Source organism: Rhodanobacter thiooxydans (genome assembly GCF_030291135.1).
GTDB classification, from domain to species: Bacteria; Pseudomonadota; Gammaproteobacteria; order Xanthomonadales; family Rhodanobacteraceae; genus Rhodanobacter; species Rhodanobacter thiooxydans_A.
The window spans coordinates 3,335,844-3,358,007 of the sequence record NZ_CP127409.1 but is presented as its reverse complement, the minus strand read 5'-3'; the positions used below and the strand labels follow the sequence as shown (position 1 = coordinate 3,358,007).

General features: G+C 62.6%; 11 protein-coding genes, 2 tRNA genes and 3 rRNA genes. 11 read left to right on the top strand and 5 right to left on the bottom strand.

Annotated elements, in window-relative coordinates:
• Positions 1-12: 12 nt before the first annotated feature.
• On the bottom strand, positions 13-1,458 hold the full coding sequence (locus QQA13_RS15445) for an OapA family protein (protein WP_108470295.1): 1,446 nt from the start codon (positions 1,456-1,458) through the stop codon (positions 13-15).
• Positions 1,459-1,633: 175 nt separating this feature from the next.
• Between QQA13_RS15445 and tyrS the strand changes: the two genes are divergently transcribed.
• The 7 genes from tyrS to QQA13_RS15410 all read left to right on the top strand — a co-directional run bounded on the left by tyrS (position 1,634) and on the right by QQA13_RS15410 (position 9,502).
• Complete coding sequence (tyrS, locus tag QQA13_RS15440) at positions 1,634-2,845, top strand: tyrosine--tRNA ligase (protein ID WP_108470296.1); 1,212 nt, start codon at positions 1,634-1,636, stop codon at positions 2,843-2,845.
• Positions 2,846-3,319: 474 nt separating this feature from the next.
• Positions 3,320-4,864, top strand: a 16S ribosomal RNA gene (locus QQA13_RS15435).
• A 197-nt stretch (positions 4,865-5,061) separates the two neighbouring features.
• Positions 5,062-5,138 (top strand) — tRNA-Ile (locus QQA13_RS15430).
• 18 nt (positions 5,139-5,156) lie between these two features.
• Positions 5,157-5,232: transfer RNA gene (locus QQA13_RS15425), tRNA-Ala, on the top strand.
• Positions 5,233-5,440: 208 nt separating this feature from the next.
• Positions 5,441-8,322, top strand: a 23S ribosomal RNA gene (locus QQA13_RS15420).
• A 194-nt stretch (positions 8,323-8,516) separates the two neighbouring features.
• A 5S ribosomal RNA gene (rrf, locus tag QQA13_RS15415) occupies positions 8,517-8,630 on the top strand.
• Together the 16S, 23S and 5S rRNA genes with 2 tRNA genes alongside form the textbook arrangement of a ribosomal RNA operon.
• 188 nt (positions 8,631-8,818) lie before the next feature.
• Positions 8,819-9,502: a rhomboid family intramembrane serine protease gene (locus tag QQA13_RS15410; protein WP_108471890.1), complete on the top strand. Its 684-nt coding sequence runs from the start codon at positions 8,819-8,821 to the stop codon at positions 9,500-9,502.
• Between the two features lie 4 nt (positions 9,503-9,506).
• Here the strand turns inward: QQA13_RS15410 and QQA13_RS15405 are convergent, their stop codons facing one another.
• Together QQA13_RS15405 and QQA13_RS15400 are read right to left on the bottom strand one after the other, a co-directional pair.
• Positions 9,507-10,235: a glutamine amidotransferase gene (locus QQA13_RS15405; protein WP_108471889.1), complete on the bottom strand. Its 729-nt coding sequence runs from the start codon at positions 10,233-10,235 to the stop codon at positions 9,507-9,509.
• A gap of 33 nt (positions 10,236-10,268) precedes the next feature.
• A complete protein-coding gene (locus QQA13_RS15400; protein ID WP_108471888.1) occupies positions 10,269-12,089 on the bottom strand; it encodes a GspE/PulE family protein in 1,821 nt (606 codons plus the stop codon).
• A 97-nt stretch (positions 12,090-12,186) separates the two neighbouring features.
• Between QQA13_RS15400 and glyQ the strand changes: the two genes are divergently transcribed.
• Positions 12,187-13,110 (top strand): glycine--tRNA ligase subunit alpha, encoded by a 924-nt coding sequence (glyQ, locus tag QQA13_RS15395; RefSeq protein WP_108471887.1) that lies wholly within the window; start codon positions 12,187-12,189, stop codon positions 13,108-13,110.
• Positions 13,107-15,254, top strand: coding sequence for a glycine--tRNA ligase subunit beta (gene glyS, locus QQA13_RS15390; RefSeq protein ID WP_108471886.1), 2,148 nt, complete (start codon positions 13,107-13,109; stop codon positions 15,252-15,254). The genes glyQ and glyS overlap by 4 nt, the downstream gene beginning before the upstream one ends.
• A gap of 76 nt (positions 15,255-15,330) precedes the next feature.
• Here glyS and QQA13_RS15385 read toward each other — a convergent pair whose 3' ends face one another.
• Positions 15,331-15,897, bottom strand: a complete 567-nt coding sequence (locus QQA13_RS15385; protein ID WP_108471885.1) for a helix-turn-helix domain-containing protein — start codon at positions 15,895-15,897, stop codon at positions 15,331-15,333.
• A gap of 276 nt (positions 15,898-16,173) precedes the next feature.
• Here QQA13_RS15385 and QQA13_RS15380 point away from each other — a divergent pair, with 276 nt between their 5' ends.
• Complete coding sequence (locus QQA13_RS15380) at positions 16,174-19,200, top strand: TonB-dependent receptor (protein ID WP_108471884.1); 3,027 nt, start codon at positions 16,174-16,176, stop codon at positions 19,198-19,200.
• Positions 19,201-19,383: 183 nt separating this feature from the next.
• Entirely contained in the window at positions 19,384-21,258 is a 1,875-nt protein-coding gene (locus QQA13_RS15375; RefSeq protein WP_108471883.1) for an MFS transporter, read from the top strand.
• A 30-nt stretch (positions 21,259-21,288) separates the two neighbouring features.
• Here QQA13_RS15375 and ampE read toward each other — a convergent pair whose 3' ends face one another.
• Positions 21,289-22,158 carry a regulatory signaling modulator protein AmpE gene (gene ampE / locus QQA13_RS15370; protein ID WP_108471882.1) on the bottom strand — a complete coding sequence of 290 codons (870 nt, stop codon included), beginning with the start codon at positions 22,156-22,158 and terminating at the stop codon, positions 21,289-21,291.
• Positions 22,159-22,164: the final 6 nt, after the last annotated feature.

The following is a 22,164-nucleotide window of genomic DNA, read 5'->3' as shown; positions in this document are numbered from 1 at the left end:
CGCGGCGGGCGCTCAGTTGTCGTGGTTGGCGGGGGCGCTGACACGTGCCAGCTTGATGCGGGCGTCCAGTTCGGTCAGCCGTGCCAGCTGGGGTTTCACCACTTCGGCCTTGAAACGCGCCATCTGCACGGCTGGCAGCGGCTCGGGCTTCGGCAGCGTGACGGTCTGCGGGTTGCGCTGCACGCCGTTGACGCGGAATTCGTAGTGCAGGTGCGGGCCGGTGGCCAGTCCGGTCATGCCGACGTAGCCAATCACTTCACCCTGGCGGACGCGCTCGCCCACGTGCTGGCCCTTCACGAAGCGCGACATGTGGCCGTAGGCGGTGCTGATGCTCCTGTCGTGCTGGATCACCACGAAGTTGCCGTAGCCGCGTTCCCAACCGTGGTACTTGATCACGCCATCGCCGGCCGCGTGGATCGGGGTACCGCTGGGGGCGGCGTAATCGACGCCCTTGTGCGCACGCATGCGGCCGAGGATCGGGTGCATCCGTGCCGCGGTGAATTGCGAGGAGATGCGGGTGAAGTCGACCGGGATGCGCAGGAACGACTTCTGGATCGGCCGGCCGTCCTCGCTGTACCAGCCGTAGCTGCCGTCGGCCTTCTTGAAGCGGTAAGCGGTGTAGCGCTGGCCCTGGTTGATGAACTCGGCGGCGATGATGTTGCCCTGGCCGTAGCGCACGCCATCGCGGTAGATGTCGTCGTAGATCACCGTGAAGCTGTCGCCCACGCGCAGGTCCTGCACGAAGTCGATGTCGTACTTGAACAGGTCGGCGAGCTTGCCGACCATCGCCGCGTCCATGCCGGCCTGGTCGCCGGCGGCGTACAGGCTGCTGCGGATCACGCCATGCGCCACCTGTTCACGCAGGTCCATGTCGCGCTGCTGGATCGCGACGGTGGGCTGCGCACCGTCGAGGCGGATGGTCGCGCGGCTGGCCTGGTCCTGGTCGAAGCGGAAGCCCTTGAGGCTGCCGTCACTGCCGAGCAGGAAGTCGAATTCCTGGCCCGGACGAATGCTGTGCAGGGCGGATTTCGCGCCGCTGGCAGCGTCCATCACCTTCTGCAGGTCGGCCATGCCGAGGCCGCGCGCAGTGAAGATGTCAGACAATGTCTGTCCCGGCTGCACCCGCACTACTTGCCAATCGTCCACGGTCGCGGTGGTGACGCTGACCGGCGCGATCTTGGGCAGCGCCAGCGGCAGCAGTGAATGGATTTCCGGCGCGGGCGCGGGACGCATGGCGCTGGCCCAGGCGGGCATGATGAAACCGGACAGCAGGGTGATCAGCAACGCGGTGCCGGCGAGCACCAGACGTTCGCGGTGCCAGTGGATCGGCTCGATCTCGCCCGAGCGATTGAACGACCAATGTGCACAGCGCTCATAGAAATGGGAGTGCCGACGTTGTGCCTTGCGACAGATCGCCTGTTTGCGAGCTTGCCGCGCCCCCTGCTTTTCTTCTGCCATGCTGTACACGCCCGCGCAACAAAGTAACAAACTGCGCGTACCATAACGGTCATGTGCAAAGGGCGTCAACGCCTTTCGCATCAAGGGTTTGCAACGCATTTCTGGTTAACACACAATTAACGTTGACGGCACGGTCACATTGCGGGCCGCGGCCCACTTCATCAGAGGGAGACCCATGAGCGAGCTTGAGCAGGCGCTGGCCACGATTGCGCGCGGCGCCGACGAAATCATCAAGCGGGAGGATCTGGCCGGGCGCCTAAAAAGCGGTCGCCCGTTGCGGATCAAGGCTGGCTTCGATCCGACCGCACCGGATCTGCACCTGGGTCATACCGTCTTGCTGAACAAGATGCGTCAGTTCCAGGACCTGGGCCACCAGGTGATCTTCCTGATCGGCGACTTCACCGGCATGATCGGCGATCCCACCGGCAAGAATGTCACCCGCAAGCCACTCAGCCGCGAAGACGTGCTGGCCAACGCCGAGACCTATGCCGAGCAGGTCTACAAGGTGCTCGACCGCGAGAAGACCGAGCTGCGCTTCAATTCCGAGTGGTTCGGCAAAATGAGCGCGGCCGACATGATCCGGCTCGCCGCCCAGCACACCGTGGCGCGCATGCTCGAGCGCGACGACTTCACCAAGCGTTACGCGGCGCAGCAGCCGATCGCGATCCATGAATTCCTGTATCCGCTGGTGCAGGGCTACGACTCGGTCGCGCTGAAAGCGGATGTGGAACTGGGCGGCACCGACCAGAAGTTCAACCTGCTGATGGGCCGCGCGCTGCAGGAACACCACGGCCAGCCGCCGCAGGTCGTGCTGACCATGCCGCTGCTCGAAGGCCTGGACGGCGTCAACAAGATGTCCAAGTCGCTGGGCAACTACATCGGCATCAACGAGCCGGCGATCGACATCGTCACCAAGACCATGAAGATCGGCGACGAGCTGATGTGGCGCTGGTTCGAACTGCTCAGTTTCGACGTGTCGCTGGACGAACTGGCTCGGATGAAACAGGACATCGCCAGCGGCGCCCTCAACCCGCGCGACGCCAAGCTGCGTCTCGCACGCGAACTGGTCACGCGCTTCCATGGCGTGGCCGCTGCCGAACAGGCGCTCGCCGGGTGGCATGCGGTGGTCCGTGGCGAAGGCGATACTTCGCTGCTGCCGCAGGCCGATATCGTGGTGCCGGCCGAGGGCATGCGCCTGGCGACCCTGCTCACCGCGGCCGGGCTCACCGCCAGCAACTCCGAGGCGAATCGGAAATTGAAGGAGCGTGCCGTGCGCATCGATGCCGAAGTGGCGGAGGATGCACAACGCGTATTCCACGCCGGCTTTGAAGGCGTGCTGCAGGTGGGCAAGCGCAACTTTGCCCGGGTGAGACTCGTGCCTGCCTGATGCGTGCGCTCCGGCGAGGGATGGCGTTGTGCAAGCACGCCCGAGAGAAAAATTTGCCGTCACTGCAGTTGTTTACGCAGGTTCCGTGAAATTTCTCTCAAGAAACACTTGCCAAAAAAAGCACAGGCCGTATTATTCGCGGCCCGCAGTCGCCCAACGTCGCAAGACGGACTGGCGGGACCTCGAAGAAGCTTCACCGAGGGTGTTGACGGTCAAGAAAAGCGATGTAGAATGGGCGGCTCACCCGGGACGAAAGGTCTTGGGGCGATCACCGAAACGGTGGTTGGCGAAAGAAGATCTTTGACAGTGTGCGCAGGTGAATTGTGTGGACGTCTTGTGCTGGAGGGTTACGACCTGTCCAAGCAATGCAAGCGTCCCACCAAGTAAAAAGTCAGTAATGAGTTTTGACTGGTTGGGAAGAACGCTTCAGAAAGATAGATGGCCAAGCCCGCGAGGGTAAGGTTGTCGAAAACTTAAGTGAAGAGTTTGATCCTGGCTCAGATTGAACGCTGGCGGCATGCCTAACACATGCAAGTCGAACGGCAGCACAGTCGTAGCAATACGATGGGTGGCGAGTGGCGGACGGGTGAGTAATGCATCGGGATCTACCCTGACGTGGGGGATAACCTCGGGAAACCGGGACTAATACCGCATACGTCCTATGGGAGAAAGCGGGGGACCTTCGGGCCTCGCGCGGCAGGACGAACCGATGTGCGATTAGCTAGTTGGCGGGGTAATGGCCCACCAAGGCGACGATCGCTAGCTGGTCTGAGAGGATGATCAGCCACACTGGGACTGAGACACGGCCCAGACTCCTACGGGAGGCAGCAGTGGGGAATATTGGACAATGGGCGCAAGCCTGATCCAGCAATGCCGCGTGTGTGAAGAAGGCCTTCGGGTTGTAAAGCACTTTTATCAGGAGCGAAATACCACGGGTTAATACCCTATGGGGCTGACGGTACCTGAGGAATAAGCACCGGCTAACTTCGTGCCAGCAGCCGCGGTAATACGAAGGGTGCAAGCGTTAATCGGAATTACTGGGCGTAAAGGGTGCGTAGGCGGTTCGTTAAGTCTGTCGTGAAATCCCCGGGCTCAACCTGGGAATGGCGATGGATACTGGCGAGCTAGAGTGTGTCAGAGGATGGTGGAATTCCCGGTGTAGCGGTGAAATGCGTAGAGATCGGGAGGAACATCAGTGGCGAAGGCGGCCATCTGGGACAACACTGACGCTGAAGCACGAAAGCGTGGGGAGCAAACAGGATTAGATACCCTGGTAGTCCACGCCCTAAACGATGCGAACTGGATGTTGGTCTCAACTCGGAGATCAGTGTCGAAGCTAACGCGTTAAGTTCGCCGCCTGGGGAGTACGGTCGCAAGACTGAAACTCAAAGGAATTGACGGGGGCCCGCACAAGCGGTGGAGTATGTGGTTTAATTCGATGCAACGCGAAGAACCTTACCTGGCCTTGACATGTCCGGAATCCTGCAGAGATGCGGGAGTGCCTTCGGGAATCGGAACACAGGTGCTGCATGGCTGTCGTCAGCTCGTGTCGTGAGATGTTGGGTTAAGTCCCGCAACGAGCGCAACCCTTGTCCTTAGTTGCCAGCGAGTAATGTCGGGAACTCTAAGGAGACTGCCGGTGACAAACCGGAGGAAGGTGGGGATGACGTCAAGTCATCATGGCCCTTACGGCCAGGGCTACACACGTACTACAATGGTCGGTACAGAGGGTTGCAATACCGCGAGGTGGAGCCAATCCCAGAAAGCCGATCCCAGTCCGGATCGGAGTCTGCAACTCGACTCCGTGAAGTCGGAATCGCTAGTAATCGCGGATCAGCTATGCCGCGGTGAATACGTTCCCGGGCCTTGTACACACCGCCCGTCACACCATGGGAGTGGGTTGCTCCAGAAGGCGTTAGTCTAACCGCAAGGAGGACGACGCCCACGGAGTGGTCCATGACTGGGGTGAAGTCGTAACAAGGTAGCCGTATCGGAAGGTGCGGCTGGATCACCTCCTTTCAAGTAATAGACGGCGTGAGTCTTCACGCAAGACGTCCACACAAGACACCTGTACTTCACGCGACATCCTGTCGCGAAGAGCGTAGATCAAGACCGACCATTCATGGTCGGACTCTTCATCAACAGCGGCTTCGAATCTGGGCCTAGGCAGTTTGTCCAGGTAGTTTGGCTCGCGGGTTCTGGGGTTCATCCTTCATGGGTCTGTAGCTCAGGTGGTTAGAGCGCACCCCTGATAAGGGTGAGGCCGGTGGTTCGAGTCCACCCAGACCCACCATTATGCCAAGGTTTCCTTGGGGCCTTAGCTCAGCTGGGAGAGCACCTGCTTTGCAAGCAGGGGGTCGTCGGTTCGATCCCGACAGGCTCCACCAAGGTTCGATCTACGCGTGAAGTATCAGCACACAAAAGATTTTTGAAATCATCCGGCATTGAGGCCGGCGTGATGTTCTTTGAAAACAAGTAAACGAGTGACAAGCGTCTTGGTTCGAACCGAACCGAGGCAAGTGTTAAGGCACGAAAACGAAGTAACTTGGCTGCACCTGAGGAGGGTGCATGCCCCGAGGCGACTTGGGGTTATATGGTCAAGCGACTAAGCGTATACGGTGGATGCCTTGGCAGTCAGAGGCGATGAAGGACGTGGCAGCCTGCGAAAAGTGTCGGGGAGCTGGCAACAAGCTTTGATCCGGCAATGTCCGAATGGGGAAACCCACCGCGCAAGCGGTATTGCATGGTGAATACATAGCCATGCAAGGCGAACCCGGGGAACTGAAATATCTAAGTACCCGGAGGAAAAGAAATCAACCGAGATTCCCTGAGTAGCGACGAGCGAACGGGGACTAGCCCAAAAGCACATTGTGTTCTAGTCAAACGGCATGGAAAGGCCGGCCATAGATGGTGATAGCCCAGTCGACGAAAGGGCACTTTGTGTGAAATTGAGTAAGGCGGGGCACGTGAAACCTTGTCTGAATATGGGGGGACCATCCTCCAAGGCTAAATACTACTGACTGACCGATAGCGAACTAGTACCGTGAGGGAAAGGCGAAAAGAACCCCGGAGAGGGGAGTGAAATAGACCCTGAAACCGTATACGTACAAGCAGTGGAAGCCCGCAAGGGTGACTGCGTACCTTTTGTATAATGGGTCAGCGACTTACTGTCAGTGGCAAGCTTAACCGTATAGGGGAGGCGAAGAGAAATCGAGTCTGAATAGGGCGCATAGTCTCTGGCAGTAGACCCGAAACCGAGTGATCTATCCTTGGCCAGGTTGAAGGTGCGGTAACACGCACTGGAGGACCGAACCCACATCTGTTGCAATAGATGGGGATGAGCTGAGGATAGGAGTGAAAGGCTAAACAAACTCGGAGATAGCTGGTTCTCCTCGAAAGCTATTTAGGTAGCGCCTCGGACGAATCTTCCTGGGGGTAGAGCACTGTTATGGCTAGGGGGTCATCGCGACTTACCAAACCATGGCAAACTCCGAATACCAGGACAGACTATCCGGGAGACACACGGCGGGTGCTAACGTCCGTCGTGAAAAGGGAAACAACCCAGACCCGCAGCTAAGGTCCCAAAGTCATGGCTAAGTGGAAAACGATGTGGAAAGGCATAGACAGCCAGGAGGTTGGCTTAGAAGCAGCCATCCTTTAAAGAAAGCGTAATAGCTCACTGGTCGAGTCGGTCTGCGCGGAAGATTTAACGGGGCTAAGCCATGCACCGAAGCTCGGGGTGTGCACACTTGTGTGCACGCGGTAGAGGAGCGTTCCGTAAGCCTGTGAAGGTGGATTGTAAAGTCTGCTGGAGGTATCGGAAGTGCGAATGCTGACATGAGTAACGATAATGGGGGTGAAAAGCCCCCACGCCGAAAGCCCAAGGTTTCCTCGCGCAACGTTCATCGGCGCAGGGTGAGTCGGCCCCTAAGGCGAGGCAGAAATGCGTAGTCGATGGGAAGCTGGTTAATATTCCAGCACTTTTCTACAGTGCGATGTGGGGACGGAGAAAGTTAGGTCTACCGGGCGTTGGTTGTCCCGGGGAAAGGCGGTAGGCATGGGTCTTAGGCAAATCCGGGACCCTTTATGCCGAGCACCGAGACGAGTCCTATTGGACGAAGTGACCGATACTACGCTTCCAGGAAAAGCCACTAAGCTTCAGCTGTAGAAAAACCGTACCGTAAACCGACACTGGTAGGCAGGGTGAGAATCCCAAGGCGCTTGAGAGAACTCGGGTGAAGGAACTAGGCAAAATGGCACCGTAACTTCGGGAGAAGGTGCGCCCATCGACGTGGTCACGTGCGTGACTGAGCGTTGATGGGTCGCAGTAACCTGGCCGCTGCGACTGTTTATCAAAAACACAGCACTCTGCAAACACGAAAGTGGACGTATAGGGTGTGACGCCTGCCCGGTGCTGGAAGGTTAATTGATGGGGTCAGCCGCAAGGCGAAGCTCTTGATCGAAGCCCCAGTAAACGGCGGCCGTAACTATAACGGTCCTAAGGTAGCGAAATTCCTTGTCGGGTAAGTTCCGACCTGCACGAATGGCGTAACGACAGCGGCGCTGTCTCCACCCGAGACTCAGTGAAATTGAATTCGCTGTGAAGATGCAGCGTTCCCGCGGCAAGACGGAAAGACCCCGTGAACCTTTACTATAGCTTTACACTGAACGTTGAGTTCTTCTGTGTAGGATAGGTGGGAGGCTTTGAAGTGCAGACGCCAGTTTGCATGGAGCCATCCTTGAAATACCACCCTGAAGTGCTTGACGTTCTAACCTCGGCCCGTAATCCGGGTCAGGGACCGTGTATGGTGGGTAGTTTGACTGGGGCGGTCTCCTCCCAAAGAGTAACGGAGGAGCACGAAGGTACGCTCAGCGCGGTCGGACATCGCGCACTGTGTGCAAAGGCATAAGCGTGCTTGACTGCGAGATCGACGGATCAAGCAGGTACGAAAGTAGGTCTTAGTGATCCGGTGGTTCTGTATGGAAGGGCCATCGCTCAACGGATAAAAGGTACTCCGGGGATAACAGGCTGATACCGCCCAAGAGTTCATATCGACGGCGGTGTTTGGCACCTCGATGTCGGCTCATCACATCCTGGGGCTGTAGCCGGTCCCAAGGGTATGGCTGTTCGCCATTTAAAGTGGTACGCGAGCTGGGTTCAGAACGTCGTGAGACAGTTCGGTCCCTATCTGTCGTGGGCGTTGGAGATTTGAGGGGGGCTGCTCCTAGTACGAGAGGACCGGAGTGGACGTTCCGCTGGTGTTCGGGTTGTCTCGCCAGAGGCATTGCCCGGTAGCTACGAACGGAAGTGATAACCGCTGAAAGCATCTAAGCGGGAAGCACGCCCCAAGATGAGATCTCCCGAGAGCTTGACTCTCCTTAAGGCACCATCAAGACCAGGTGGTTGATAGGTCAGGTGTGGAAGCGCAGCAATGCGTTCAGCTAACTGATACTAATGAGCCGTGCGGCTTGACCATATAACCCCAAGACGCTTCGTTTGTTCCCGAAGCTTGTCTGATTCGAATTCACCTCGACGCTTGTCACTCGTTTACACCTTATTGACGCGAAGTCCTTTTCGCGAAGAGCAAAACCCGCCATCCATGGCGGACTCTTCAGAAAGGCTTTGTCTCCAGACTGAAGCGGGCGCATCTTGCGCTGCTTCAACCCCTTCCCTGGCGGCCATAGCGGCGTGGTCCCACCTGATCCCATCCCGAACTCAGAAGTGAAACGCGCATGCGCCGATGGTAGTGTGGCTTTGCCATGCAAGAGTAGGTCACCGCCAGGGGCTTTATCCTGAAACACCCTCACCGGCAACGGTGGGGGTTTTTCTTTTTGCGCCGCTGGCACCGCTGGCCGTGACCAACAACGGCTGCCGGTCGGCTGACAGGCCGATTGATTGCCTTTATGTGGGTCGTCCGTCATCGCCTATGATGTCGGCACGCCGCGATCCGCGCGCATGCCTGGGGAGCGCCCTTGTTTGTCCACGTCGAAACGCGCCGCCGCCCTCGCTGGCACTGGGCCACCTTGCTGATGGTGACGGTCTGCGTGGTATGTTTCGTGGGGCTGGCGTTGATGCCTGCCACGCAGCGAATCTCCCTGTTGCTGGAATGGGGTACGGTGCCGGCGAATATCTTCGACCCGCATGAGGCGCTGCTGCCGCAGCTGACCGATCCGGCCTTGCTGCGTCTGTTCACGGCGTTGTTCATCCACGTGACCTGGCTGCATCTGCTGAGCAACCTGCTGTTCCTGGCGATCTTCGGGCTGCCGGGCGAGCGTGCGTTGGGTTCGCTGCGGTTCCTGCTGCTGTTCGTGGTCGGCGGGGTCGTGGCGAATCTGATCGGCGCGTTGTCCCTGACCGGTGTCCGCCTGCCGATCATCGGTTGCAGCGGCGCGGTATCGGCGGTGGTCGGCACGTATGTGGCACTGTTCCCGCGTGCGCGGCTCGGCCTGGTGCTGCCGCTGGGGCTGTACCTGGAATTCGTGCGGGTGCCGGCGTTCCTGCTGATCGGCCTCTGGGTTCTGCTGCAACTGCTGTTCAGCTATGCGGGGCCGAGCTATGGCGCCTATGTCTGGTGGGCGCACATCGGCGGTTTTCTGTTCGGCGTGGTGTTTGCGTTGTTCTCGCGCGATGCGATCGCCCGCCGCCTGCGCAGCTGAGGTTTCAGCCCGCGGCCGCGATCCAGCGGTGGCGGCGTGAGAACTGGCGCAGCAGTCCGCGGGCGATCGGCGTGGCGGCCACTGCGCTGTAGATTTGTTGCGGGTCCGAACCCTCGCGCTGCATGTCGGCATGCTTGCGACGGATATAGGCGCGCATCACATCGGCATTGAACTCGGGGTGGAATTGTGCGCTGAGCGCATGTGGTCCGTAACGCAGCAGTTGATGCGGATCCCGCGCCGATCGAGCCAGTACGGCAGCACCACCCGGTGGCTCGATCACGCTTTGTTCGTGCGTGGTGTGCGCGCGGAAGCTGGCCGGTAGCCCACGCGCCAACGGATCCAGCGCCCCGGTAGCTGACAACTCGATCGCCTGGGTGCCGATTTCACGACCGCCCGGCAGATAATCGACGCGTCCGCCCAGCGCGTGGGCCATCAGCTGGTGGCCGTAGCAGACGCCGAACAAGGGCAGCTCGACGTCCATCGCATCGCGGATCCAGCCGGCGGTGCGTTCGCTCCATACCGAGCGTTCGGTGACCATGGCTGCCGAGCCGGTGATGATGGCTCCGGCGACCTCCCGCGGCGCTGGTAATGCCTCGCCGGCTGCGACATCGACAATCTGCAGCTGCTGTGGGTGCAATCTAGCGCCAAGCCGAAACCAGTGGGGAAAGTCGCCGTGACGGGCCCGGATGCGGTCCGGCGCGCGACCGGTGCGGATGATCAGTACGGATTTCATGCAGGGAGTCGGTCACGCATCATCTGGACGTCTTTACGGCTGAGTATCATCGAATGCGTCGATCGGCGGCAAGACAGTGAGGACTTCCTGCACGGTGGTCAGCCCGGCCGCCACCTGATCCGCCGCAGAGATGCGCAGCGGGCGCATGCCCTCGGACAGGGCCGCCTGACCGAACCCGCTCAGGTCGAGCTGGGCCGAGATCATGCCGCGCAGCCGCGGCGACAGTTTCAGCATCTCGTAGATGCCGGTGCGGCCGAGGAAGCCGGTATTGCGGCATTCCAGGCAGCCGACCGGCTGGAACACCTGCGGCGGCACCGGCATGTTCCAGCCATGAGTGAGTACGGTCCAGGCCTGCGGGTCCTGCGCGGCTGCCCGCTTGCAGTGCGGGCACAGCGTGCGCACCAGTCGCTGCGCCACCACGCCGGTGAGGGTGGACTGGATCAGGTAATGCGGCACGCCCAGGTCGAGCAGGCGGGTGACCGCGCTCGGTGCGTCGTTGGTGTGCAGGGTGGACAGCACCAGGTGGCCGGTGAGCGAGGCCTGCACCGCCATCTGCGCGGTCTCCAGGTCGCGGATCTCGCCGATCATGATGATGTCCGGGTCCTGCCGCAGCAGCGTGCGCACACCGGCGGCAAAATCCAGCTCGATCGCCGCGTGCACCTGCATCTGGTTGAACTCCGGCGAGACCATTTCGATCGGATCTTCCACCGTGCATACGTTGAGCTCCGGCGTGGCCAGGTGCTTCAGCGTGGAATACAGCGTGGTGGTCTTGCCCGAGCCCGTGGGGCCGGTCACCAGCACGATGCCGTGCGGCCGCTCGACCATGCTGCGCCAGTTGGCGCCCTCACCTGGCGAGAAGCCGAGCTGGGCGAAATCCTTCACCACCAGATCGGGGTCGAAGATGCGCATCACCACCTTCTCGCCGAATGCGGTGGGCATGTTCGAGATGCGCAGCTCCACCTCGCGACCGGATGAGGAGCGGGTCTTGATGCGGCCATCCTGTGGGCGGCGCTTTTCGGCCACGTCCATGCGCGCCAGGATCTTGATGCGCGCGGTCACTGCGGTCATCACCGGCGAGGGCAGTTCGAACACCTTCTGCATCACGCCGTCGATGCGGAAGCGAATGTGCCCGGTCTCTCGGCGTGGTTCCAGGTGGATGTCCGAGGCACGCTGCTCGAACGCGTACTGCAACAGCCAGTCGACGATGTGCACCACGTGGCGGTCGTCGGCGCCGACTTCGCCGCTCTTGCCCAACTCGACCAGCTGCTCGAAATTGAGGATGGCGGAAGAGGCATCGCTGCCGCCCTTGGCGTCCTGCGCCAGCTGGATCGAGCGCTGGACGCCGTAGAACTCCTGCAGGTAGCGGTTGATGTCGATCGGGCTGGCCACCACGCGCTTGATGTCCCGCCGCAGCATCTGCGCCAGATCCGGCGCCCAGCCGGCTTCGAACGGCTCGCAGGTGGCGAACGTTACTTCGCCCGGTGCGGCCGCGATCGGCAGGATGCGGTGGCGCTTGGCATAGGCGTGGCTCACCACCTGGGTCGCTGCGGCGACGTTGATCTTCATCGGGTCGATCTTCAGGTACGGCAGCCCGGCATGGCTGGCCAGCCATTCGGTCAGGCCCTCCAGGCTCAGTGGGCGGCCCGGATCGTGCTGGTTCGTCAACCTGGCGTTCGCGATCAGCACCAGCGGATGCAGCTCGACCGTGCTGCGACCGGCCCGAACACCCATGCGCACCTGTTTGGCATCATCGGCCAGCAGGTAACCGTCGACCACCAGCGTCGCCAGCAGTTCGTCCAGCTCCAGTCGGCCACGCCGGCCGAGCAGGGATGCAATTTGAGGTGAAGCGGCCATCCGGATGCGTCCCCCGCGATGCGCTTCCCGACCGGAATCCGGCGGAAAAGCGCGCTGCAGCTATACTAACGCGCTTTACCCAAGGTCACGGAAAACCATGTCCGCACGCACCTTCCAGGATGTGATCCAGACCCTCAACCGCTACTGGGCGGCGCAGGGCTGTGTGCTGCTGCAGCCACTCGATACCGAGGTCGGCGCCGGCACCTTCCACCCCGCCACGTTTCTCCGCGCGCTTGGCCCCGAGCCTTGGGCGGCGGCCTACGTACAGCCCTCGCGCCGGCCCACCGATGGCCGCTACGGCGAGAATCCGAACCGGCTGCAGCATTACTACCAGTACCAGGTGGTGATGAAGCCCAATCCCGAGAACATCCTCGATCTTTACATCGGCTCGCTGAAAGAATTGGGCCTCGATCCCTTGGTGCACGACCTGCGCTTCGTCGAGGACAACTGGGAGTCGCCGACCTTGGGCGCCTGGGGCCTGGGCTGGGAAGTCTGGTTGAACGGCATGGAAGTCACCCAGTTCACCTACTTCCAGCAGGCTGGCGGACTCGAATGCCGCCCGGTGACCGGCGAGATCACCTACGGCCTGGAGCGGCTGGCGATGTACCTGCAGAACGTGGACAACGTCTACGACCTGGTCTGGACCGACGGCCCGCGCGGCATCGTGACCTACGGCGACGTGTTCCACCAGAACGAGGTGGAGCAGAGCACCTACAACTTCGAGCACGCGAATGTGCCCGAGCTGCTGCACTGGTTCGACGTGTGCGAGGCCACTGCCAACCAGCTGGTTGCGGCGAATCTGCCGCTGCCGGCGTATGAGCAGGTGATGAAGGCCAGCCATACCTTCAACCTGCTCGACGCGCGCCGCGCGATCAGCGTCACCGAGCGCCAGCGCTACATCCTGCGCGTGCGCACGCTGTCGCGCAGCGTGGCCGAGACCTATGTGGCGCAGCGCGAGAAGCTCGGTTTCCCGGGCCTGAAGCACGCGTCGTCCAGGAACGCGAAGGAGCAGGCCGCATGAGCGTCGCCAAGTCGCTGTTGATCGAACTGGGCACCGAGGAGCTGCCGCCGAAGGCGCTGGATGAACTGTCCGCCGCTTTCCTGCGCGGCATCTGCGACGGCCTGGCCAGGCGCGGCATCGACGCCGGGCTCGATCTGGCCCAGGCCTACGCCTCGCCGCGCCGCCTGGCCGCGTATATCCCGGCGGTAGCCGTGACTCAGCCGGAGCAGGCGCTGGAACGCCGTGGCCCGGCGCTGGCCGCGGCACTCGATGCGGCGGGCCAGCCGTCGAAGGCGTTGCTTGGCTTCGCGCAGTCCTGCGGCGTCGGCGTCGAACAGCTGGAAAAACTGGAAACCGACAAGGGCGGCTGGTATGTCTGGCGCACGGTCAAGCCGGGCCAGCCGGTGGCGGCGCTGCTACCGGAAATCATCGACGAGGCGCTGAAGACGCTACCAATCCCGCGGCCGATGCGCTGGGCCGACCATGACTACAGCTTCGTGCGCCCGGCGCACTGGCTGGTGATCCTGCACGGCGCCAACATCATCGACGGCAGCGTGCTGGGCCTGCACAGCGGCCGCAAGTCGCGCGGCCACCGCTTCATGCACCCGCAGCCGGTGCACCTGGCCGACGCGGATGGCTGGCTGGATGCGATGCGCGCCTGCAACGTGCTGGCCGATCCGCACGAACGGCGCCAGCGCATCCGCGACCAGGTCGGCGTGGCCGCCGCGGTCACCGGCGGCCTGCCGCGGCTGGACGATGCATTGCTGGACGAGCTGGCCAACCTCACCGAATGGCCGGTGGCGATCGCCTGCACGTTCGAGCGCGAGTTCCTCGGCGTGCCGCCCGAGGCGCTGGTGACCACCATGGTGGCGAACCAGAAGTTCGTGCCGGTATTCGACGCCGACGGCAAGCTGACCGAGCATTTCATCGGCATCGCGAACATCGAGAGCAAGGACCCGGCCGAGATCCGCAAGGGTTACGAGCGGGTGATCCGGCCGCGCTTCGCCGACGCCAAGTTCTTCTGGGACGAGGATCTGAAGACGCCGCTGGCCGGCTACCAGGAGCAGCTCAAGGGCGTCACCTACCAACAGGCGCTGGGCAGCCTGTGGGACAAGAGCGTGCGTGTGGCCGAACTGGCACGGGTCGTCGCGAACCGGGTCGGCGTTGATGCCGCCTCGGCCACCCGCGCCGCCTCGCTGAGCAAGTGCGACCTGCTGACCCGCATGGTCGGCGAGTTCCCCGAACTGCAGGGCGTGATGGGTCGCTATTACGCCCGCCACGACGGCGAGACGACGGCGGTGGCCGAGGCGCTGGACAGCTACTACCAGCCGCGCTTCGGTGGTGACACCATCGCCGCCGACCGGCTCGGCCAGGTACTGGCCGTGGCCGAACGGCTGGACACCCTGGCCGGCATCTTCGCGGTAGGCATGAAGCCCGGCGGCAACAAGGATCCGTTCGCCCTGCGCCGCGCCGCGCTGGGCCTGGCCCGCACCTTGATCGAGGGCGGCCTGGAACTGGATCTGCGTGCCAGCTTCATCGAAGCGCTGGAACTGCTGCCGGACGCGGCGCTGGCGGCGGGTCTGAAGCCGGGCAAGGATGGCAAGCCGCCGGCCCTGAACGCGGGCCAGCGGCGGGCGATCCTGACCGACGAGCTGTACGACTTCGTGTTCGACCGCCTGCGCGGCTACTACGCCGAGCAGGGGTTCGACAACACGCAGTTCGAGGCGGTGCTGGCGGTGCAGCCGGTCAGCCTGGCGGATTTCGACCGCCGCCTGCGCGCGGTGGCGGAGTTCGGTCGCCGCCCGGAAGCCGCCAGCCTGGCCGCCGCCAACAAGCGGGTCGCCAACATCCTGCGCAAGCAGGCCGAAGAGGCCGGCGCGCCGCCGGTCGGCCGGGTCGTCGACCCGGCGCACTTCGAGGCGGATGCGGAGCGCGACTTGGCCGATGCATTGGCCTCGGCACAGCAGGACAGCGCGGCTGCCCTGGCCACCGGCGACTACACCGCGGTGCTGGCTCGCCTGTCGCAGCTGCAGGCATCGGTGGATGCGTTCTTCGACAACGTGCTGGTGAACGCTGATACCCCGGCAGTGCGCGCCAACCGGCTGGCCCTGCTGAGCCAGCTGAAAGCCCAGTTCAGCGCCATCGCCGACATCGCCCTGCTCTGAGTCCGAGAGCAAGCCATAAAAAACGCGGCAGCCTGGTTGGCTGCCGCGTTCTCTTGGTGGTGCACCAGATCGTGAGTCAGGCCGTGTTGCGCTCCTGACGGATCCGCTCGGCCAGCCGCTGGTTGAACGTCACCATGGCGAGTGGATCCACGTGAGTCCCGCCGGGACCGAGCATCTCATAGAGTTGACTGAGCAGGTCGGTGTTCTCGGACAGCGACAGACGGCTGTCGGCCAGGCTCAGCTCCGATTGCAGGATGCGTACGGCAGTATCCAGCCGCTGCGCATCGACCGCCGTGGTGGTGGCGATGTGGTCATGCGCAGCACCCAGGCGAGCATGGGCGCGCTGCGGCGAGGCCTTTTCCGAGCTGTACTGCTCATCCATGCCGACGGGGCTGGGGTCGACCTGCAGCGTTCCCTCGCCGGCCACCAGCCAGACCAGCGAGATGCCCAGCGTTTTGGCCAGTGTCACGCAACGTGCGCGCGATGGATCGGTGTTGCCGTCGCGCCAGCTGCGTACCACGCCCTCGGAGAAGCCGCACATTCGGGCGATCTCCGTGGCACTCCCCACGCGCTGGATCAGCAATTTGATGCGTTCGGCGAAAGTTTCTGCGTCTTGCGGGGCAGTAGGCATTTGCGCGTCCATCAGGAAGACCGCCTTGTGTAGTGGGTCTAGTGTAAGTTTATGTCACAAGTCAAGTGTAGAAATCTGCGAATTTAAGTTAAGAGCCGGTTGACCTGCGCGTTTTCTTGAATTAACGTCGCAATAACTTACGCGTCTGTTTGCGTAAGAAACCTAGTCTAAATCATATGGATCGGCATGGGCTTGCAGAGTTTCCAGGATGCCGCCCTTGGATGTCACGAACACACAAAAGTTTCTTGTGCCCGGATCTTTCGGGCCGAACCATGGGGAGTCACCACGATGAATTCGCGTAAAAATTTCAAGGCGGGGCAGCTGCAGCGCACCGCGCTCGCCCTGGCGCTGGGTCTGGGCTTCAGTGGCATGGCCTTCGGTCAGGCGACCACCGGCAGCATCTTCGGCCAGGCGCCAGCTGCCTCTGGCGAGACCGTCACGGTAAGTGGCTCCACCGGTATTACCCGCGAGGTTGCTGTTGACAGCACCGGACGCTACCGCGTCGCCAATCTTCCGCTCGGCACCTACACGGTCACCCTCAAGAAGGATGGCGTGACGGTCGACACGCGTGACAATGTCAACCTTGTTGTTGGCGCCGGTACGGCGGTGTCCTTTGCTGGCGTGGAAAACGCCCAGAACCTGGGTGCGGTGACGGTTCAGGCCAATGCGCTTCCCGTGATCGACGTCTCCTCGGTTGACTCGCGCACGGTCATCACCGCCCAGGAACTGGCCAAGCTGCCGATCGGCCGCAACGCCGAGTCGATTGCCCTGCTTGCTCCGGGCGCGGTCGCCGGCAATGGCGCCTTTGGCCGGACGGTTTCGTTCGGCGGTGCCGGCGTCACTGAGAATGCCTACTACATCAACGGTTTCAACACGACCGATCCGCTGAAGGCTCTGGGTGGCGTTGGCCTGCCGTATGGCTCGATTGACCAGCAGGAAACCTACACCGGCGGCTACAGCGCCATGTACGGTCGTTCGGATGGCGGCGTGATCAGCCAGGTCGGCAAGCGCGGTACCAACGAGTGGCATTTCGGCGCCCAGGTGACTTGGGCGCCCAAGTCGCTGGCCAATGATCCGGAAAACATCTACTACCCGAACAATCAGCTGCCGCCGGGCTATGTCTATACCAACCCGAACCTGCCGGGCACGATCTATCGCAATCGCAAGAACAACACCAGCTGGGATACCACCTATTCGGTCTATGCCGGTGGTCCGCTGATCCGCGATCGCCTGTACATGTTCGTGTCGGCCGAGTCCGAAAAGCAGCGGGGTACGAGCACCTCGACCTCCGCCGCTGGCGTGCAGACAGTCAACGAGTACAAGTACAGCCTGCCCAAGCTGTACACCAAGTTCGACTGGAACATCAACGACAGCAACATCCTGGAATACACCCACATCAAGAGCAACACGTCCTACAGCGGCGACCTGTATAACTACAGCTATGCCACCGGCATGCACAGCGCCGGGATCACGGGCCATCCGACCTCGACCAAGGACGCCAACAGGTACGATATCGCCAAGTACACCGGTTACATCACCGATGACCTGACGCTGTCGGTGACTTACGGCAAGAGCAAGACCGAGAACTACACTGTCATCCCGGGGCTCAGCGCCACACTGCCGTTCCTCTCGGGCGTGACCAACCAGAATCCGGCCATCACCGGTGGTACCCCGATCCGCAACGGTGTTACGGATTACGTGATCACCACGCCGGATGCGGGCAGCAAGACGCGCGGCCTGCGCGCCGACTTGGAATACCAGCTGGGTGATCACCACCTCGCGCTCGGTATCGACAACCAGTCCTACTTCGCCCACAACCAGGGCCAGGACATGGGTGGCCCGGGTTACCTCTGGATCTACAGCAAGTCCGGCAAGCCGACTGCGCCGATCAATTCGGCGCTCGGTGTCGGTGCTCCGGGCGGCAATGGCTACTACGTCCAGAAGTACATCTTCAAGACCACCACCAGCATGTCGGTCAAGCAGAAGGCGTTCTATCTGGAAGACCGCTGGCAGGTCAGCGACAACGTGATGCTCAGCCTGGGCGTGCGCAACGATCACTTCACCAACTACAACAGCGCAGCCAAGCCGTACGTCGATCAGAAGAACCAGTGGGCACCGCGTCTGGGCGCCAGCTGGGACGTGTTCGGTGACTCCTCGTTCAAGGTTTATGGCAACCTCGGTCGCTACTTCCTCGCGCTGCCCAACAGCGTGGCCATTCGTGGTGCCTCTGCCTCCACTTTCACGCGCGAGTACTCCACCTACACCGGTATCGACCCGGTGACTGGTGCCCCGACCGGTCTGACCGCACTGGGTCCAGGTCCGGTGTCGGCCAACGGCGAGTACGGTATCGCACCGGACAACAAGACCTTCGCCCCGACCGATCTGAAGTCGCAATACCAGGATGAAGCCATTCTTGGTTTCGACAAGACGCTGGGCTCGGATTGGGCCTATGGTGCAAAGGCGACCTACCGCAAGCTGCAGTCTGCGATCGATGACGTCTGCGACGGCGGCAAGATCGAAGACAAGCTGATTGCGCAGGGCGTCGATACCTCCACGCTCGACATTCACAGCTGCTATATCTTCAACCCGGGCCGCACCAACACCTTCCTGCTCAACGACTCGAACGGCGGCTACAAGAGCGTCCAGATGTCGCAGGCTGACTGGGGCTTCAACCAGGGTGCCAAGCGTAAGTACTACGCGCTCGACATGTACCTGGAGCACCCGTTCAACGGCAAGTGGCAGGCACGCGTGGACTACACGTTCTCGCGCAGCTGGGGCAACACCGAGGGTCAGGTGCGTTCCGACCTGGGCCAGGATGACGTGTCCAAGACGGAAGACTGGGATGCAGCCGAGCTGATGATTGCCAGCGGCGGCCTGTTGGCGAACAACCGCCGGCACCAGTTGAAGATCCGCGGCAGCTACCAGCTCACGCCGGAATGGCTGCTCTCCGCCGCAGCGCGCATCCAGTCGGGTACGCCGAAGACCTGCTTGGGTCGCTTTGGTGCCAACCAGACTGATCCGATCGGCTACGGTGGCGACTACCACTTCTGCTTCGGTCAGCCCAGCGGTCCGGGTGCGGTGGGCAACACGCCGTGGACGGAGAAGGTCGATCTGGCGGTGACTTACCGTCCGGCGTTTGCCGACCACAAGCTGGGCTTCTCGCTCAACGTCTTCAACGTGCTCAACCAGCGTCGGGTTACCAACACGACCCCGCGCTCGCAGACCGACGTGGGTACGGTTTCGAACACCTATGGTCTCGGCACCTACTTCCAGTCGCCGCGTTACGTGCGTCTCTCCATGACGTACGACTACTAAGCAACACGTACAAAGGGATGAGCATGCTGTTCTGACGCTCTGAACTTGCCTTGAAGAAACGCCACCCTTGATGGGTGGCGTTTTTTTGTGTCTGGTTGTGTCCGCAAGTCACACGCGGCAATACTTGCCAGGTCCCCTCGCACCCTCCGCGGTGGGCGTGACGGCACCAACCCAGGACATCGCATGAGCCAATTCGCATTGCTGGGCAAGCGGCGTTTCGCGCCGTTCTTCTGGACCCAGGCGCTGGGGGCGTTCAACGACAATGCATTCCGCAATGCGCTGGTGATGCTGGTGGCGTTCCAGATGGGGCTGGACGATCACACGGTGTCGCTCTACACCAACCTGGCACCGGCACTGTTCATCATTCCGTTCTTCCTGTTCTCCGCCACAGCGGGCCAGCTGGCCGAGAAGTACGAGAAGAGCCGGATCATCCGCTACGTGAAGCTGTTCGAGATCGGCGCGATGGCGCTGGCCGCGTACGGTTTCTACACACACCACACCTCGCTGCTGCTGGTTGTGCTGTTCATGATGGGCATGCACTCGACCATGTTCGGGCCGATCAAGTACGCGATCCTGCCGCAGGCGTTGAAACCGGCCGAGCTGGTCGGTGGCAACGGATTGGTGGAGATGGGCACGCAGATGGCGATGCTGGTGGGCATGATCGCCGGCAACTCGCTGATGCTGGTGGCTGGCGTGGGGCCGCTGCTGGCGTCGGGCGCCACCATCGCGGTGGCGGTGGCCGGCTATCTGGCCAGTCGCCGGATTCCGCCGGCGCCGGCGACCGCGCCGGGATTGAAATTCAACTGGAATCCGTTCAGCGAGACCGCGCGGGTGCTGGCGATCACCCGCGCCGATCGCGCGGTGTTCAACGCAGTGCTGGGCATCTCGTGGTTCTGGTTCTTCGGCACGGTGCTGATCGCGCAGTTGCCGATCTATACGCGCGAGACGCTGGGCGGCGACGGCTCGGTGAACACGCTGGTGCTGACCCTGTTCTCGATCGGCACCGGACTCGGCGCGTTGCTGTGCGAGAAGATGTCGGGCCGGCGGGTGGAGATCGGACTGGTGCCGCTGGGCGCATTCGGGCTGACCGCGTTCGGCGTGGACCTGTACTTCGCACGGCACGGTGTGGCGTCCGTACGCGGGCTGGACTGGCTGGCTTTCCTGCGCGGCGCGGGCAACTGGCGTGTCGCGCTCGACCTCACCCTGATCGGCATGTTCGCCGGCTTCTACGTGGTGCCGCTGTTTGCCTTCGTGCAGGCGCGCGCGCCGCGCGAGAAGCTGTCGCGGATCATCGCCGGCACCAACATCCTGAATGCGCTGCTGATCGTGCTGGCCGCCGGTTTCGGCCTGGGGCTGGGTGCGCTGGGCCTGGATGCGTCGCAGATCTTCCTCGCCGCGGCGCTGCTCAACGTGCTGGTGGCCTGGTACATCTTTACCCTGGTGCCCGAGTTCCTGATGCGCTTCATCACCTGGGTGCTGGTGAACACGCTGTACCGGGTGCGCGCCGATGGTGCCGGACAGATTCCCGAGGAAGGGCCGGCGCTGCTGGTGTGCAACCACGTCAGCTTCATGGACCCGTTGCTGCTGATGGCGAACCTGCGCCGGCCGGTGCGCTTCGTGATGTATTACAGGATCTTCAACATCCCGTTGCTGAGCTTCGTGTTCCGCACCGCCAAAGCCATCCCGATCGCCGGCCACAAGGAAGATCCCGCGGTGCTGCAGCAGGCCTACGATGCCATCGATGCGGCGCTGGCCGAGGGCGAGGTGGTGTGCGTCTTCCCGGAAGGCGGCTTGACCGGTGACGGCGAGATCGCGCCGTTCCGGCCCGGTGTGGAGAAGATCCTGGCGCGGCGGCCGGTGCCGGTGGTGCCGATGGCGTTGCGCGGCCTGTGGGGCAGCGTGTGGAGCCGGCGCGACTCGATGCTGCGCCGCGCGCGCCTGCCACGGCGGTTCCGCGCGCGGGTGGAACTGGTGGTGGATGCCGCGCAACCATCACCGCAGGTCACGGCGGCATCCCTGGAGGCGCGGGTGCGCGAATTGCGTGGCGATCTCGCGTAACGTCGACGCCCGCGGCGGGCGTCGGGCGGATCAGCTCACCCAGCCGCCGATCACGATCAGCGCCACTACGCTGAGCCAGACCAGCAGCGCCCGCAGCAGGGCACTGCGCAGGCGCCGCAGCTCGGCCAGCGGATCGCTGTGCTCCTCGGCGTAACCGTCGCCGGCCTCGATGTCGATCAGCACGTCGGCCTGTGCCGCGGCTCCCAGGAAACCCGGGCCGGCGCCGTACCAGCTGGTCGGCGCGGCCTGGCTGTGCCAGCGCCGCCAGGCGCCGATCACCGCTTCCCAGTGGCCGACCACGGCCAGGGTGAAGGTCAGCATCTGCGCCGGCAGCCAGTCCAGCGCGTTGGCCACGTAGCCGGCGGCGCGGCGGCCGTCCGGATCGAGCCGCAGCGCGTCGTTGCGACCCAGCGTCTGCGCCAGCCGGTACCCCAGCGCACCGGCCGGGCCGAGCAGGAAGAACCACAGCAGCACGGCGAAGCGCCGGCGCAACGCGGCATAGACTATCGCTTCGCCCAGCGCCGGCGCGTTCCACGGAATCGGCTGACCATCGTCGGCCAGCGCCTGCGCCGCGGCTTCGCGGCTGGCGCCGTCCGGGGCGTCCAGGATCGCCTCCAGGTCAGCTTCGAATTCGCGCGGGCCGAAGCAGTACAGCAACACCACCAACGCAAACAGCAGCGGCAGCAACTCGCCCAGCGGCGAACGCCCGAGCAGCCACTCCAGCAGCGCGCACAGGATCAGCGGCAGCAGCAGGGCCAGCGCCACGCGACCGCCGCCGCTGGTGTCTGCCAATTGCGCCACCCAGCGGCGGAACAGGCCGTCGCCGCGCCAGCGTGCCAGTTGCGGCATGAGGTGCAGCAGACCGAGGGCGACGAGGGCAACGAGCAGACGGATGGCCATGACGGA